This is a genomic window from bacterium SCSIO 12741 (assembly GCA_024398055.1).
Taxonomy (GTDB): domain Bacteria; phylum Bacteroidota; class Bacteroidia; order Flavobacteriales_G; family Salibacteraceae; genus SCSIO-12741.
The window spans coordinates 4083198-4098325 of record CP073749.1; the positions used below are offsets into that span (position 1 = coordinate 4083198).

The window sequence follows — 15128 nt, forward strand, 5'->3', positions numbered from 1 at the left end:
CTCGTAAAAGGCGTGGCACTTTTGCAAAAACAAATGTTATGGCAACAATTAATTTGACAGCGGATAAATTCAAATCAGATATATTCAATTACGAAACCTCCAAAGAATGGAGTTACCAGGACGAAGTTCCGGCCATCATCGACTTTTATGCCGATTGGTGTCAGCCTTGTAAAATGGTAGCGCCCATCCTGGAAGAGCTAGCTGAAGAATACGACGGTAAACTCAAGATTTATAAGGTAAATACCGAAGTAGAGCAAGAGCTTTCGGCAGTGTTCCAAATTAGAAGTATTCCCAGTTTATTGTTTATTCCTACAAAAGGCAAGCAGCCGATGATGCAGGCAGGAGCGTTACCCAAGGATGCTTTAAAGCAGGTCATTGAAAAAGAGCTAATGGTTTAATACTCCAGGGGATCATCCCAGAGATTTCTTGAGCTCGGAGGGAGTCATTCCGGTCCATTTTTTAGTCGTTTGGTAAAAGGCTGATTTGGAACCGAAGCCTGCTTCCCTGGCAATTCCAAGCAAGGTTAAATGTTCGTGGGTTTTGGCTTCGAGCATGCGTTTCACTTCATCGAGGCGGTATTGGTTGGTAAAGTCCTGAAACTTCGTATTAAAATGCTGGGAGAACAGTTCTGACAGCTGTTGGCGATGTATCGACATTTGGTCGGCGAGTTGGGTAGAGGTTAGTTGAGGGTCCAAGTAGATTTTCTCTTGTTCGTATAGCTTGATGAGTTTGCTTTTCTGTGACTCTACCAATACTGAATCGAGCGTGGATTTTTTGTATACCTGAACTTTGGCTGTTGGAAGTACCTTTTTGGGAAATAGGATAATCTGAAAGGTAATCGAATAGACCATAAAGGCCGAAATCACCATGAGTAAGTGACTTTCTAAAAAGGGAATCGTGTCGGGTTTGTGGAAGATGAACTCGCTCAAACGGTCCAGAAAATAGATCACCGTGAAGGAGATGACCGTGATTTTCACCCAGAGTGTCGACTTATTTTTCAGAATGAGGGCATTTATATAGACCAAATACCCCATAATACAGAAGGCCACTAAACCTGTTAGACTCGATATGAACAAGGTGTCTTTTGGAAAAAATAAACTCTCCATAAACTGGCTGGAGATGTAGATGCCATAGGGAACAAAGAAGATGAAATCACGCTTAAGAAAGGCTTCTTTTTGCTGGTAGAAATAGCGGATGTACAGGGTGAGAATTGTAATGATTAAACTTTCGTGAAACAGAAACCAGTTTGCATCCTCCACCAGGAGATTGTGTTCATCGTCACCCAAGGCGAATAAAAGGGTAGAGGCTACCGATCCTACCAGAAGCCAGAGCGTAACAGGCAAATAATTAGATCGAGTTCGAAACAAAATCAACAGTAAAAATGCCCCTTGTAAAATGAGGATAATTTGGAGTACGGTTCCAATCAATTCCATCCTTAATATTTTCTTCCCATTTCTTCAATCAACAACTCAGAAGAGTTGTACTTCTTGTGCCCGTTAAAATTTTGAATCGCCCATGAATTGGGCGTTCCAGAGGTTCTTTTTGCGCAATCCGAACCTATTTCAATACAAGTATAACATTATACTTTTTTTATTCCCGCTTCTTTGTGGACGCTAACAATTTGCCCCGTTTTATGGTCCCAAAAGAATCAAAAAACGGAACCCGATTGGGTTTGTTTTACACCCTTTCCGAACGCTCATTATTAAATTCCATTTATATGAAGTTATTGAATTACTCTTTTTTCATTTTACTCTTTTCAGTTGGCATCTTCAGTGCTCAACTAAAAGCCAATAATGCCTATTCAACCATTCCCGTTTCTGGGGCGCAATGGGAACATGAGGATATTGAACAGCAAACCAACAGCGTTTATTACGACACTACCCAATTGTATTTGTACTCAGGGAATCGTCGTTTTTCAATTACCGCCAGCTTTGCCAATACCACCATCAAGGTAAAGACTTACCGGGTCAACTCAACCTCACTCACCCGAACGGTTAATGCCTATCTAAACGGAAGTCAGATTTATACCGGTTACCAGAGTTGGGGGCCAGACGATGTGGTTTTTGATACCACCTTCACGCTTAACAAGGGTGATGTGTATGAGGTAGAATGTATTGATGGGGAGAGTTGTATGTAGATCTGTCGTTGTCTTCACCCAATGTTACTTCAGTGGACGATCGCTACGAGTACGGAACAACCAAAATCTATCCGACTATGGTGACCAGCGAATTGCACGTGGAAACCGGGGAGTTTAGTACAAAACTTACTTATGAAGTAATATCCCTGAGTGGGCAGGTAGTCATACCAAAAGATGAACTGCAAGAAGAAAGTCAAACCCTCGACGTGAGTGCGTTGAAACCCGGAAAATACTATATACGACTAAGGGCAGGAGATAATGAGCTGAAGGTGGTAAAACCATTTATCAAACACTAATTATTTCTAAGTGTAATGGGAAAGGTGGCCAGAGAATTTTCTGAGCCACTTTTCTTTTTCTAATGGATGAATAACTAAGTAAAACAACAAATAATAAATGGACAAAACATGGATTGCTCTATTGCTTATAGGGCTACTAGTTGGAGGCTGTAATTCTTCAGAATCCTCAGAAACGAAAATCGAAACCGTACAAGATCAAACGGATTCTGCTCCTAAACTGAGTGGCATGATACCCGTTAATTTGGAGAAGAGTACACTTTATTGGAAAGGGCATAAATTGCTCGGTTACCACACGGGTAGGGTAAGCTTGAAAGAAGCCGATGTTACATTTGATCAAGGGCAACTCACTGCAGGCCGATTTGTGATCGATATGACCTCTGTAGAGGTAACTGAATTATTGGACGACGGTGACGAGGAAGAAGATGAAGACGAGAACGAGGAGCCTGAGGATGATCGGGTAGATTTGGCTAACCACCTGATGGATGGCGATTTTTTTGATGCTCAGGCATTTCCAACGGCTACGTTTGTGATCAACAAAACGCTGGAACAAGGTCAGGATATGACGGTTATTGGAGACTTAACGCTTAAAGGGGTAACCCGGGAGATTTCCTTCAAAGCCACTTTGGTCGGGCAGGAGTTAAGTTCAAAAATTTCAGTCAACCGTACAGACTTTGGAATCAAGTATGGCTCAGGTACATTCTTTGACAACCTTGGAGACAATGCCATTAAGGATGAATTTGACCTTTTAGTCACTCTTGTGTTAGAAGAAAAGGCCAGTTGAAGGATTGAATGGGGCGACCCTGGAGATGGGTTTTACCGAAATTTTGATTGGTAGCAATGCTAAACGTAAATATCTGTTCATTAGTTAAATAGTATCTGTTTTGTAGTTAGGCTTTGAGTGAAAAACAGAATTTGACCCAAAGAAGATTCTTAAATCTCAGAGATTTTATTCTACATTTGCGACCGAAATAGTTCTTAAACATATTCTTATCAAGAAAGGTGGAGGGAAAGGCCCTGTGAAACCTTAGCAACCCTACAAATGTGTAGAAGGTGCTAATTCCTGTTCGAAGCGATTCGAACTAGATAAGTCGAAAGATATTTACAGAAACCGCTTTTGACTTAAAGTCTTGAGCGGTTTTTTTATGCCCTCTTTTTCCATTCTTGATGAGTTTGAAACAAACACAGAATGGAAATACAATTAAACCGTACTTCACGAGATTTTGAGTTTACCGCTCAAAATGCAGATTGCCAAATCCCGATTGTGGCCACACCCGAGCTTAGCGGTGATGCCCCAGGGTTTCGTCCCATGGAACTTATGCTGGTGAGCCTGGCTGGATGCCTTTCTATTGATGTACTCCAAATTCTGGGTAAGCAGCGTCAAACAGTTCAGGATTACCAAGTTAAGGTTAAGGCCGAGCGCATTGACGCCATTCCAGCTATTTTCAAAAACATTCATGTTCAATTGGAATTGGTAGGCGATTTAGATTCTTCCAAAGTGGAAAAGGCCATTGATTTGAGCCGGGATAAATACTGCTCGGCCAGCAAGATTTTAGAAGTAACGGCAGATATTCAAACCTCATTTACCATTAAGTCGTCGTTATGAAAGCTGCCACCCGTGTCATTCGAACCCAGTTGGAACGAACGCACCAAAAAGAGCATTCCAGCCCCTTGTTTCTAACCTCGAGTTTTGTATTTGATACGGCCGAGGAAGGAGCGGCTCTGTTTTCCGGTGATCTGGAAGGAAATCTATATTCCCGGTTTTCTAACCCCAACACCGACGAGTTTATAGCCCGGCTTTGTACCCTGGAAGGAACCGAAACCGGCATTGCAACCGCATCTGGAATGTCGGCCGTGTATGTGGCTTTGGCCGGCCATCTTCAGCAAGGAGATCATGTGGTGGCGTCGAAAGCCTTGTTTGGCAATTCCCTCAATATTCTGCAAAACATTTTGCCCAAGCAGGGAATTACGCACACCTTGGTCGATTTGGACGATGTTGAAGGTTGGCAGGCGGCCATTCAATCCAATACACGGCTCTTACTGGTAGAAACTCCAAGCAACCCAACTTTAAAAATCGCGGATTTGGCATTTCTCGGCAAGCTTTGCAAGGCTCATGATTTGATTTATGTAGTAGACAATTGCTTTGCTACTCCAGTCCTGCAGCAGCCAGTAAAATGGGGAGCCGACTTGGTTCTCCATTCAGCAACGAAATACATAGATGGGCAAGGGCGTGTATTAGGAGGAGCTATTCTGGGTAAGGAAGAATGGGTTCAACCCTGTTATGAGTTTTTACGCAGAACGGGTGCCAGTTTATCTCCATTTAATGCTTGGGTGCTGTCCAAGAGTTTGGAAACCTTGTCGCTAAGAATGGAGCGTCATTCGAGTAATGCGCTACAATTGGCAACATTTCTGGAGTCTGTGGAAGACATTGAGCAGGTCAATTATCCCTATTTGCCGTCCTATCCCTACTTCAACTTGGCCCAAAAGCAGATGGATGCCGGAGGAGGATTGGTGGGCTGTGTGCTTCGAGGAGGTAAAGCCAGAGGTGCCCGTTTTCTAAATGCTTTAAAAATTCATTCCCTCACCGCCAATTTGGGAGACGTAAGAAGCATTGCTACCCATCCGGCTTCAACCACTCATTCCAAGCTCAGTGAGGAAGCCCAACAGGCCGTAGGAATAACACCTGGGTTTATTCGCTTTTCGGTAGGACTGGAGCACATCGACGACCTGATTGAAGATGTAGAACAGGCCCTAAAACATTCCCGATGAAGTACCAGCGATTTGTCTTGGAGGAGGATTTTATCCTGGAAAATGGAGCTCGGTTGGAAAAGCCGACAATCGGCTACCACACAGCCGGAACCTTAAATGCAGCTCGAGATAACGTAGTCTGGGTGTTTCATGGGCTCACGGCAAATTCTAATCCCTGCGATTGGTGGTCGGGTTTATTTGGGCCGCAAAAGGTGTTTGATCCTGAGGAATATTTCATCATTTGTGTCGCTGCTTTAGGCTCCAATTATGGCGAGGAATATCCTTTGGATTTGGGCTATCCGCTATTTACGGTAAGAGATGTTTCAAAACTTCAGTTGAAGCTTTTTAATATCCTGAATATTAATGAAATTAAATTTCTTGTTGGTGGTTCCTTTGGTGGGAGTCAAGCGCTTGAATTTGCCTTGGGCTATACAGGGAAAATTCACCATCTCATCACCGTAGCAAGCGCTCCCCAGGAATCGGCGTGGGGCATTGCCATTCACCAAGCCCAGCGATTGGCGATCCAGGCAGACGATTCCTTCGGCAAACCCCAAGGGGGACTAAAAGGATTGAAGGCAGCCCGGGCCATTGGCTTGCTGAGCTACCGAACACCTACAGCCTATATCAACACCCAAACCGATGATAGTTCCCATTGGCCCAACCGGAGAGCTTCTTCTTACATCGATTATCAAGGCCAAAAACTGGTCAATCGCTTCGAAGCCCTATCCTATTTCTACTTGACCCAATGCCTGGATAGTCATGACATAGGAAGAGGTAGAGGCGGAGTGGCCAAGGCCCTTCAGAGGATCTTATCCAAGGCCCTGGTTATTGGCATAGATACGGATCAATTGGTATTACCAGAACTGCAACAGGAAATGGCCAGGCAGTTACCCCATGGGCAATACGTGTCCATTCATTCCAAATATGGACATGATGGCTTTTTGCTCGAAACGCAACAGATTGAAAAACACATTAAAGACTTTATAAAATCCAAATAATGGTACGAGAAATAACAGTACACGAGTTACAAGAACTTATTGATAACCATGCACCTTTCACACTAATTGATGTGCGTGAACCTCATGAGGTTGACATAGCCACCATTGGTGGAAAACTAATTCCATTAGGGACCATAACTGAACAGGTTCTGGCTTTTGAGCCTGAAGCTTCTACCGTAGTCGTGTATTGCAGAAGCGGCAAGCGCAGCGCCACGGCTATTGAGCAGATTCAAAGCCTAACTGGACAAACGAATCTATTTAACCTCCAGGGAGGCATTCTGGCCTGGGCCGATGCCATTGATAACACCTTGACAAAATACTGAGATGAAGATTTTAAAATTTGGCGGAAAGTCGCTGGCAGAGCGCGAAGGAAGAAAGAACGCTTTGCAAATAATTAAATACGAAAAACAGCAAGGGGAAGTGGCTGTGGTCGTTTCAGCTATAGGAGATACCACCGATCGTTTGCAAAGCTGGATAGATGAAGCCGTGAACCTGGAAGGCTGGAAAAAAGCGTGGATGGACTTCACAGAAATCTACAAGGATTACCTGCATTTACCTGAGGTTCAAGACTTGTTAAAGGAATTGGAATCTAAAGGAAAACAAACAGCACTTGACTCCAACAAGGATCAGCTGGCCAATGAAGTACTTGCCTATGGCGAACGATTGAGCAGCGAACTCATCGCTCATGAATTGCAGAATTTGGGCTTAAAAGCACTTCCCATTGATGCACGCAAATTGATAAAGGTTCGTGATGGAGCCGTATTAGAGCGCCAATCCAGAGAGAATACCGAATTGTATTTCGAGCATTTCAATTTTGATCAAATTCCTGTGATTACCGGCTACATTGCCTCAGATGAGCAGGGGAGAACCCAAACGCTGGGAAGAAACGGAAGCAATTACTCGGCCTCGCTGTTGTCTAATTTTCTCCAAGCCGAAGAATTTCAAAACTGGACCAATGTAGATGGCGTATTTACCGCTAAACCTGACTTGGTGGACGATGCCCGGGTTATTGAAAAGATGACTTACCAGGAAGCCCATGAAATGGCCAATTTTGGAACCAATGTTCTGCATCCCAAAACGTTGAGCCCTTTACTGGAGACGAACATTCGACTGAGCATACGCAATACCTTTAAACCCGATTTTCCTGGAACTCAGGTGGACTCGAAAGGCGGCCGGAAAGGCATTAAATCCATTTCGGTGCTGGAAAACGTGGCCATGATTTCCATTGAAGGCAGTGGACTGCTTGACAACATTGGTATTGATGCCCGCATATTTGCGGCTTTAAGCAAGGCCAACATAAGCATACGCCTGATTGCCCAAGCCTCTTCGGAACGTGGAATCGGTTTCGTGGTGGACAAAGATCAGGGAAAGCAAGCGCAGAAAGCCCTGCAAGCCGAATTCTGGCCAGAGTGGGAAAAAGGATGGATCAGATCCATAGCGCTGAATACAGAGATTGCCATAATCGCCATATTAGGTCGGCACAACTACAGCCTTGAAAAAGCTATTTCCGGTCTGCGCCGAAATCGAATTTGGATGCACTTGATTAGCAACAGTATTTCCGGTTTCCACATCTCTCTCGTAGTAGATAGTAAGCATTTACAAAAAGCGGTCAACGTGGTACATAGCCAGGTATTTGGAGCGCTTAAAACGATCCATGTATTTGGCTTAGGCAAAGGAGTGGTAGGAGGTACCCTCATTGATCAGCTATTGGCCACTTCGCCTCAGTTGATTGAGCAGCGCCGTTTACAGATTAAGGTGATTGGGGTAGCCGATTCTCGCCGAATACTTTATCGGCCAGAGGGAATAACAAGCGACTGGAGAAGGGAGCTGGCCAATAGCAGAGAGGTCAACAACCTGGAAGATTTGCTCAAAACGCTGAAACAATCGGGATTGGAAAACCTGGTAATAGCGGATAATACCTCTTCTCAGGAGATTTCGAATCGCTATCCAGATATTCTTCGGGCGGGTATTGATTTGGTCGCTTCTAACAAAAAGCACAATTCTGGCTCCCTGGAAGTCTATCAGCGGGTGCGTCAATTGGTGGAGCGAAAGGGTCGCAAGTTTTACTATGAAACCAACGTAGGAGCCGGTTTACCCATTATTGATACCCTCAAGCATTTACGCGATTCAGCCGATGTGCTCACCGAGATTAAAGGCGTATACAGTGGTTCTTTGAGTTACCTGTTTAATACCTTTTCTGAGGGAAAGAAATCTTTTACTGATGTGCTTTTAGAGGCTCGTGAACTGGGGTATACGGAACCTGATCCTCGGGAAGATCTGTCGGGATTGGATGTGGCTCGTAAGCTCGTTATCCTGGCTCGTGAAGCAGGTGTTGATGTCAGTTTGGAGGATGTGAAGGTGGAAGGATTGATTCCTGAATCGCTCCGTGAATTGGATTCTTTTGAAGACTTGCTGAAATACCGAAATGAATTGGATGAGGACTATTTGAATAGACTTAAAAGTATAGCTCAAGACCACGTATTGAGGTATGTTGGAGAAGCCAATTGTCGCACAGGAGAGCTTAAGGTTTCTTTGGTTCAGGTTCCGCGTTCGACGGCCCTCGGGCAAATGAAAGGAGCGGATTCTCTGTTTGAAATTTATACTGAGGCCTATGGCCAAAATCCAATGATTATTCAGGGTGCTGGTGCCGGCGGTGAAGTGACTGCAAGAGGGGTGTATTCGGATTTGATTCGGATTGGAAGTTGATAATCATTAGATGAAATCTGAACTTGTTCCTTGACGAGATGTAGTTTGGACTTTAAATGCTTGCTTTGAAGTCGGTTGTTTGTTTTTTGCTGGGATGTTTGCTTGCGGTCTCTGTTCATTCCCAGGTTCTGAATTTAGGGTCGCTGGATACGGTTGATTTTAGTGAAGACACCAAGACTGAACTAAAACGACAGCTCAAGGATGCCCGAGTGGTGGTTCTTGGTGAGCAAACTCATGGAATAGCGGAAGAGTACCTGGGATTCTCAAGAATGGTCAAATTTCTTCATGAAGAAATGGGATTTCAAGTCTTGATTCAGGAGTACTGTTTTTTTAGTACTCATGAGGTTAATCAACAACTCGAAGCCAATGAATCCGCTCAGGCATTACGACAAACGATGTATTGGCCTCAGGGAAAATCGCTGGAATACAATGCTTTATTCGATTACCTGGATGCGCAGCGAAAACTGGGTAAACCCATTCAAGTCGAGGGATTTGATAGCAGGTTGACCCAACGAAAAACGGTGAAGCAGTGGTTTGATCAGTTGTTGTCCCATTTTCTTAGTCCGGCAAGTAGTTCGGAGTTTAAGGCTATGGCTCGCAAAGCCATTCATCAGGTAATTGAACGAGAATACACTGATACCCTTACCACATCCAATGAAAAAGAGAGAGCCTATGAACTACTTGATCAAATGATTGAATACTATCAGAGTCTTCCTACTCATGGGCGAGATGTGCAACGACTTAAAAGTCTGAAAGCTTTTGCTCAGAATGCCTGGAATCCCATGGGTTATTCAGATCAAGACTTGCGGCGATACCATTACCGGGAACATCAAATGGCCGAAAACCTGTTGTGGTTGATTGAAGAGGTATATCAGGAGGAAAGGATTATCGTACACATGCACAATGGACATGCCGCGAAAAACATTGAGTCTTTTCAGGCCTATACTCGCGATAGTTCTGGATTAAAGAATGTGACAGTGGGAAGTTTGTTGAATGAACGATTGGGCGCTGCCTGTTTTATAGTGGGTACCACGGCTTATGCTGGAAACCACTGCCGCTGGGATTTTAAGCCAATTGTTATTCCTCCAGCCCATCCTACAAGTCTCGAAGCTGAGTTACATCGGACGAATCTAACTTACTGCTGGATCAATCTGGAGGAGCATAAGGAGCCCTTTTACCTGTTTTTTAATGAGTTTAATAACTGGGTGCCATCGTCTGAGATTAAAGCCCCTTATGGCCAAATGTTCGATGCCCTTATTTTTTATGATCGTGTTAATCCTCCGCAGTCTCTTGAAAAATAATTGGATATTCTTGGGGATCCTGATTGGATTTGGGCTTCAGGCTTGCCAACAAGTTGCAGAGGAAGTAGCTCCTCCAAGCTTTTCACTCGAACGGGAAGCCACCAACTATTTGTCAGCGATGGCGGGTAACCATCGATTCAATGGTCAAGTGCTCATCGCCAAAGGGGATAATGTACTTTACAGGAAGGCTCTGGGATATGCCGATCGTAGTAATGAAAAGGCTTTCGATGATTCCTCACGATTTCTAATTGGGTCGATCACCAAGCCCTTTACCGCAGCAGCAGTGCTCATCCTGGTGGAGTCTGGAGAACTGGCCTTAGAAGACCGATTGAATAAGTACTTTCCCGAATTTCCAAGAGCTCACGAGGTTACAATTAGGCACTTGCTCAATCATACTTCGGGAATCAAGGATTATCACGAACTGCCCAATTGGAAGGAGGAAAGTCAAAGAGCTTTGCTTACCTCGATGGATGTGGTTAAGGCTGTTGCTCGGGAGTCCTATCGCTACGAACCCGGGGAGAAATTCCATTATTCCAATACCGGTTATATCCTTTTGGGACTCATCATAGAGCAGGTAAGTGGCCAAACTTTTGACCATTATTTGGACATGCAAATTTTTCAACCCTTGGGCCTAAGTCATACAGGGGTGATCAAGAATTCAGTTTCGATCCCGAACTTGGTTAAGGGATACCGGACCAATCCCTTGGGGAGTCAGGAAGCTGAATGGATCAATTATGATCAACCGTTTAGTTCGGGGAACGTTTATTCCAATCTGGAGGATTTAAGGTGTTTCACCCGTGCGGTCTTTCAGGGAACGTTGTTTGCTACCCATCATCTTGAATCCATAGGAGCTGAATCATCGAGTATTTATGAATTGGGCTGGGGAATTCGCTCACTCGATTCACTCCAACTAATCGGCCATGTGGGTGCAATGAATGGCTTCGTGGGAGGAATTAGCTACTGGCCAGAAGAGGATTTGTTTATTGGCTACCTGACCAACGATGATAACACGCCCAGGTTTGAAATAAGCCATAGTCTTTCTCAATTAGCCTTGGGTTATAAGGTTCCCATTCCAGAGCGAAAGACCTATCGAAATCAAACTGATGTGGATATTGGTTTGTATACCGGTCGCTACTTAGTTAAGCCTGGAGATACCCTCCGGGTGTATGAAGATGGAGGTCAATTGTACCTTCAGGAAACCGGACAGGAGTCTCATATTATGTTCGGATATGGTGCTAACCGATTTGATTTTGAGCGTCTTGAGTTTAATGCGGTATTCAGGGATTCCATAGGAGAGGGCTTTCAAACCCTGGTTTTTGAAAACAAGGGAAACACGTTTCTTCAGGCCAATCGGGTTCCTAAAGGGGCATTTTGAGGTGGTCTTAGGAAAAAGTACCATCAATGGCTGAAAATGTGCAAGGCAAACTGTTTTGTACTTTCGACTTTTGGAGCTTAAAACCGTGCGCCATGAAATATTTAGTTTCCACATTAGCTTCACTTGTTTTTGTTTTTTCGGCTTCTGCTCAATCCGCTCAGTGGGTTAAACTCAACACCGGAACAACGAAGGATATTTACGACATCCATTTTTTATCTCCTGATACGGGTTATATCGTAGGGGAGGACTACCTCTTTAAAAAGACCACCGACGGAGGTCAAACCTGGAAGGATTTACCCACTCCAACGATAAACGAAAAACCTGGAAATGGGGGAGACATCATGGGTATTGACTACCATGGCGGCTACCGCTGGAGTCATTTGGATTCTGGATTGTTCCTGGCCTGGCGTGAAGGATATGGGGGTATGATCACCGAAGATGAAGGGGCGAGTTATATTCATTTTGCCTACGACGATTCCAATATGTTTTGCTCTATTCGAGGTTTTCGGGCGTTAGATGAGCACGGCGGAAATGGATATGTAAATCTCATTACCTATGGAGAATCCTGCGGTGGAAACGGGGTTTATTACAATTACTACAATGGCCCTTTTGGTTTCCCTTATGCCGATTCTACACCAACAGCTCAGCCGAATGTTATCACCTCGGTAGATCGCGATAGCTTCATTACCATTTTTGGCCATAGTGATGGTTATCTGCGAAAAGAACGTTGGGTAACCGCTCCTTTAGATTCGTTGTATCTGGATAGTACAGGCATCACGGCTGTTCACGCTGCAGGCAATGGAACCTGGTATGCTGCAACGAATAGTGGGCTAAACAACATGTATCGTTCAGATGATTCGGGATCCACGTTTTACCAGGATCCGTCCTTTCCTCAAACTTTTCATTACCCTCAAATCAATGATATGAGCTTTGTTGAGCCTGAGTTGGGTATCGCTGCCGGAATCAGCAATGGGAGAAATGGTGTGATCATGATTCGCGACTCCAGCGGTTGGTTTTTCCTTACTGCTGAGCAGCCCTTGAATAAAGCAAAACTGTTTGACAATGGAGTAGGGTATGTAGCCGGAGAAAATGGACTGATGATGCGAACCGGGGCTTTTCCTCCAGCCGATACTTTAGGCATCCGTGAGTTGCACTTGAATCAACTTAGTGTATATCCGAATCCTGTGGAGTCCACTTTCTACCTGGAAAACCTGAATCCAGACCTCGAAATTCATGCTCTCCAACTGGTGCAAATGACGGGTTCCGTGGTTAAATCCTTTGATCCTTCAGAAAGCGAATTAGATGTTTCCGATGTTCCGCAAGGGGTGTACTTCCTGGTATTGAACTCCGGGGGTTATCGGGTGAGTCACAAAGTAGTGAAGCGATAAAAAAAGAGGTCAACGCTGTTGCGATGACCTCCCTTTCTTTCCTGACTGAAAAAGATTAGATCGTTCTCCATCCTTTTTCGTGATCGTAAAAAACGGATTGCTGATTGGTGTGAGTCAGGTTTACCACAATGGGGTTACTCTTTGCCTCACTAAACATGGTTCCGGTTTCTACATTGCGTTCAAACCAAATCATCACCTCTTCCTTAGGAGTAAGGGTGTTGTGGCCAAGCGGAGTTTTGAAGGCATCCACAAAGATTACTTCAGATTCTATGTTCCCTTCATCGTCCTCAGACAATTGGCAAACTCCAGCGTGAATCAAAGCAAAGTCATTGTCAAAGGTTAGCGCTGTTTGTGGACCGCCGGTCACAGCAGGAAGCATTACACCTTCCTTGTTCATGGTGGAGGTTTCGCCCAATCCGCAAGTAACTTTGTTGGTATGTACTTGCACTTCCACACCACTGCGGAATTTGTTTGTGGCAAACAACTGATAGGCCGGCTGCCAGCTGAACTTGTTGTTTACCAGGTAGTTCTTTTCCGATTTCCAAACCACGTTGAACGAGTCGCCCACTTTTTTGGCAAAGCATAGCTTAAGTTGCTCTCGTTTTAAGGCGATTAATGTTTCTGTAGACATCGAAACATGAACATCTTTCTGGGCTGCTCTTCGAGCGGATTGAAAGGCATTAGTAGTTTGTAATGCCAAGGTTTCTTCTGTATTCATTTTAATTGTGTTTAAAGATTAATCAAGTATTTAAAAAGGGTAATTGTTTGGGTAATAAAGGAGGATCCTATCTGCCTACGTTTCTCATGAACAGTGGCAGGATTTATCCTCGACATACCGTCGGTAAGCGTCAGACAAACCTTGAGGGAGTTCGGCCAGTTCTTCCACCCACGGCATTTCCAAGGTCTCCGTGAATTTATAAGGTACCCATACACCCATAATGATCTTTTCGATACTCACTGAAACGTCGACTTTGAGCTTATCGCCTTCCTTGCGCACGTTGTCATAGGAAATGACAATGCGTAATTCCTTTTGCTCCTTGTCCTTAGGGGTGCTTGGGAATTGTGGATACCAGGCAACCTTCTTTTTCTTGGCCACCTTTCGGAAAAGAGGAGAGGTGAAAATTGCGGATAAGTATTTGGTCTTTACTTCCAATTGAAAATCCAGGGTGTCGTCTGGGTTTAGATACACTTTGATGCATCCTTTAACCCCGTATTGCTTCCAATATTTGTCGATGCAATAGGATCCGTGGCTAAAGGTTCCGGCATAGGAGATTTCAGCGTACTCTTTTAACCCAACTTCGTTGTATTCGTCGTAAGACATAGTGTTTTAGGTTTAAATGATTCATTGATCTACTCTTTTTAGGCTTTTCGATCTTTCGCCTTGCATGGTGTTGAATCGTTGAACAACGTTTGGGACTTCGTTAATAATCTTGTTAAGCACAAGGAGCTTTAGTCCGGATTTAAGTTGTTAGTGATTCATTACCATGGGATTATCGATATTCCAGAGACGAATCTATGGCGGGCCTTGGCGGGAGAGGTGGCAAGGTGTATCGAGTGGCAAGAACTCTGCTATAAGTGACCCCATCAGAAACATAAGCGGAAAAGGAAGATTTGAATTTGTCGGGATATTCCTTAACATTGTTTCCCAGAGCTATTTGCAATCCGTAAAAGCTCCCATTACTCACTTAAACTAAACACCCTTATGCGCCCTTGCTTTGCCCGAAAAAGAGGAGTATTGATCGAATTGGAAGATCATGAAATGACCAAGACCCGGTTCGAATTACAAAACCCAGATGGACACAAATCATTCATGTTGGAAAACTTAAACCAATTGAGTGTTAATGCCTTTCTATTCGATGAGAACAATGATACCTGTATCATAAAGTTGATGGCCGTTTTGCCCACACAAGATCCGGAATCGGTAAGGGTTTTTATGACGGAGTCTACCAGTGATGATACGCAGACTTTTCACATTTTAAGTGATGCTCCGCCAGAGCAGAACGCACACCTTTGGTCGATTCGAATTACTTATGATAACCCCGATGTAGTTTCTTCTATCGAAGCCTTTGTACAGAAATTTGGTTGGGACCCGCAGGAGCCCTTTACACCTGAGTTTAATACTCGAAGGCGAGGAAAGTCGGCCGTTATTAAGGCGTATAAGGACAAAGACAAAAGGTGATTA

The 15128-nt window shown here is 44.2% G+C and carries 16 protein-coding genes and 1 riboswitch; of the genes, 13 read left to right on the plus strand and 3 right to left on the minus strand.

The window, feature by feature from the left end:
• Positions 1-38 precede the first annotated feature (38 nt).
• Positions 39-398 carry a thioredoxin gene (gene trxA / locus KFE98_17455; GenBank protein UTW61776.1) on the plus strand — a complete coding sequence of 120 codons (360 nt, stop codon included), beginning with the start codon at positions 39-41 and terminating at the stop codon, positions 396-398.
• Between the two features lie 12 nt (positions 399-410).
• On the opposite strand, the gene KFE98_17460 is transcribed toward trxA, so the two are convergent.
• Entirely contained in the window at positions 411-1433 is a 1023-nt protein-coding gene (locus tag KFE98_17460) for an AraC family transcriptional regulator (GenBank protein UTW61777.1), read from the minus strand.
• Between the two features lie 284 nt (positions 1434-1717).
• Here KFE98_17460 and KFE98_17465 point away from each other — a divergent pair, with 284 nt between their 5' ends.
• The 11 genes from KFE98_17465 (at position 1718) to KFE98_17515 (ending at position 12946) form a co-directional block, all read left to right on the plus strand.
• Entirely contained in the window at positions 1718-2137 is a 420-nt protein-coding gene (locus KFE98_17465) for a hypothetical protein (GenBank protein ID UTW61778.1), read from the plus strand.
• Complete coding sequence (locus tag KFE98_17470) at positions 2128-2433, plus strand: T9SS type A sorting domain-containing protein (GenBank protein UTW61779.1); 306 nt, start codon at positions 2128-2130, stop codon at positions 2431-2433. The genes KFE98_17465 and KFE98_17470 overlap by 10 nt, the downstream gene beginning before the upstream one ends.
• A 97-nt stretch (positions 2434-2530) precedes the next feature.
• A complete protein-coding gene (locus KFE98_17475) occupies positions 2531-3214 on the plus strand; it encodes a YceI family protein (GenBank protein ID UTW61780.1) in 684 nt (227 codons plus the stop codon).
• Positions 3215-3417: 203 nt separating this feature from the next.
• Positions 3418-3523: riboswitch (SAM riboswitch) on the plus strand.
• Positions 3524-3619: 96 nt separating this feature from the next.
• Positions 3620-4036, plus strand: coding sequence for an OsmC family protein (locus tag KFE98_17480; GenBank protein UTW61781.1), 417 nt, complete (start codon positions 3620-3622; stop codon positions 4034-4036).
• The gene (locus KFE98_17485) at positions 4033-5199 is read left to right on the plus strand and encodes an aminotransferase class I/II-fold pyridoxal phosphate-dependent enzyme (protein UTW61782.1); all 1167 of its coding nucleotides are present in this window, start codon (positions 4033-4035) and stop codon (positions 5197-5199) included. Before KFE98_17480 ends, KFE98_17485 begins: the two co-directional genes overlap by 4 nt.
• Positions 5196-6176 (plus strand): homoserine O-acetyltransferase, encoded by a 981-nt coding sequence (metX, locus tag KFE98_17490; protein UTW61783.1) that lies wholly within the window; start codon positions 5196-5198, stop codon positions 6174-6176. Before KFE98_17485 ends, metX begins: the two co-directional genes overlap by 4 nt.
• Entirely contained in the window at positions 6176-6499 is a 324-nt protein-coding gene (locus KFE98_17495) for a rhodanese-like domain-containing protein (protein UTW61784.1), read from the plus strand. The genes metX and KFE98_17495 overlap by 1 nt, the downstream gene beginning before the upstream one ends.
• A gap of 1 nt (position 6500) precedes the next feature.
• Complete coding sequence (gene thrA / locus KFE98_17500) at positions 6501-8882, plus strand: bifunctional aspartate kinase/homoserine dehydrogenase I (GenBank protein ID UTW61785.1); 2382 nt, start codon at positions 6501-6503, stop codon at positions 8880-8882.
• Positions 8883-8947: 65 nt separating this feature from the next.
• On the plus strand, positions 8948-10183 hold the full coding sequence (locus KFE98_17505; protein ID UTW61786.1) for an erythromycin esterase family protein: 1236 nt from the start codon (positions 8948-8950) through the stop codon (positions 10181-10183).
• Positions 10184-10193: 10 nt separating this feature from the next.
• Positions 10194-11558 carry a beta-lactamase family protein gene (locus KFE98_17510; protein UTW61787.1) on the plus strand — a complete coding sequence of 455 codons (1365 nt, stop codon included), beginning with the start codon at positions 10194-10196 and terminating at the stop codon, positions 11556-11558.
• Between the two features lie 92 nt (positions 11559-11650).
• On the plus strand, positions 11651-12946 hold the full coding sequence (locus tag KFE98_17515; protein ID UTW61788.1) for a T9SS type A sorting domain-containing protein: 1296 nt from the start codon (positions 11651-11653) through the stop codon (positions 12944-12946).
• Between the two features lie 55 nt (positions 12947-13001).
• Here KFE98_17515 and KFE98_17520 read toward each other — a convergent pair whose 3' ends face one another.
• Both KFE98_17520 and KFE98_17525 read right to left on the minus strand, forming a co-directional pair.
• The gene (locus tag KFE98_17520; protein ID UTW61789.1) at positions 13002-13664 is read right to left on the minus strand and encodes a hypothetical protein; all 663 of its coding nucleotides are present in this window, start codon (positions 13662-13664) and stop codon (positions 13002-13004) included.
• A gap of 84 nt (positions 13665-13748) precedes the next feature.
• Positions 13749-14267 carry a hypothetical protein gene (locus tag KFE98_17525; protein ID UTW61790.1) on the minus strand — a complete coding sequence of 173 codons (519 nt, stop codon included), beginning with the start codon at positions 14265-14267 and terminating at the stop codon, positions 13749-13751.
• Between the two features lie 381 nt (positions 14268-14648).
• Between KFE98_17525 and KFE98_17530 the strand changes: the two genes are divergently transcribed.
• Positions 14649-15125: a hypothetical protein gene (locus KFE98_17530; protein UTW61791.1), complete on the plus strand. Its 477-nt coding sequence runs from the start codon at positions 14649-14651 to the stop codon at positions 15123-15125.
• The last annotated feature ends 3 nt before the right edge of the window (positions 15126-15128 follow it).

Coding starts and splice junctions, on each gene's coding strand:
- trxA (UTW61776.1), top strand. CDS start 39: ATGGCAACAATTAATTTGACAGCGGATAAATTCAAATCAGATATATTC.
- KFE98_17460 (UTW61777.1), bottom strand. CDS start 1,433: ATGGAATTGATTGGAACCGTACTCCAAATTATCCTCATTTTACAAGGG.
- KFE98_17465 (UTW61778.1), top strand. CDS start 1,718: ATGAAGTTATTGAATTACTCTTTTTTCATTTTACTCTTTTCAGTTGGC.
- KFE98_17475 (UTW61780.1), top strand. CDS start 2,531: ATGGACAAAACATGGATTGCTCTATTGCTTATAGGGCTACTAGTTGGA.
- KFE98_17480 (UTW61781.1), top strand. CDS start 3,620: ATGGAAATACAATTAAACCGTACTTCACGAGATTTTGAGTTTACCGCT.
- KFE98_17485 (UTW61782.1), top strand. CDS start 4,033: ATGAAAGCTGCCACCCGTGTCATTCGAACCCAGTTGGAACGAACGCAC.
- metX (UTW61783.1), top strand. CDS start 5,196: ATGAAGTACCAGCGATTTGTCTTGGAGGAGGATTTTATCCTGGAAAAT.
- KFE98_17495 (UTW61784.1), top strand. CDS start 6,176: ATGGTACGAGAAATAACAGTACACGAGTTACAAGAACTTATTGATAAC.
- thrA (UTW61785.1), top strand. CDS start 6,501: ATGAAGATTTTAAAATTTGGCGGAAAGTCGCTGGCAGAGCGCGAAGGA.
- KFE98_17515 (UTW61788.1), top strand. CDS start 11,651: ATGAAATATTTAGTTTCCACATTAGCTTCACTTGTTTTTGTTTTTTCG.
- KFE98_17520 (UTW61789.1), bottom strand. CDS start 13,664: ATGAATACAGAAGAAACCTTGGCATTACAAACTACTAATGCCTTTCAA.
- KFE98_17525 (UTW61790.1), bottom strand. CDS start 14,267: ATGTCTTACGACGAATACAACGAAGTTGGGTTAAAAGAGTACGCTGAA.
- KFE98_17530 (UTW61791.1), top strand. CDS start 14,649: ATGCGCCCTTGCTTTGCCCGAAAAAGAGGAGTATTGATCGAATTGGAA.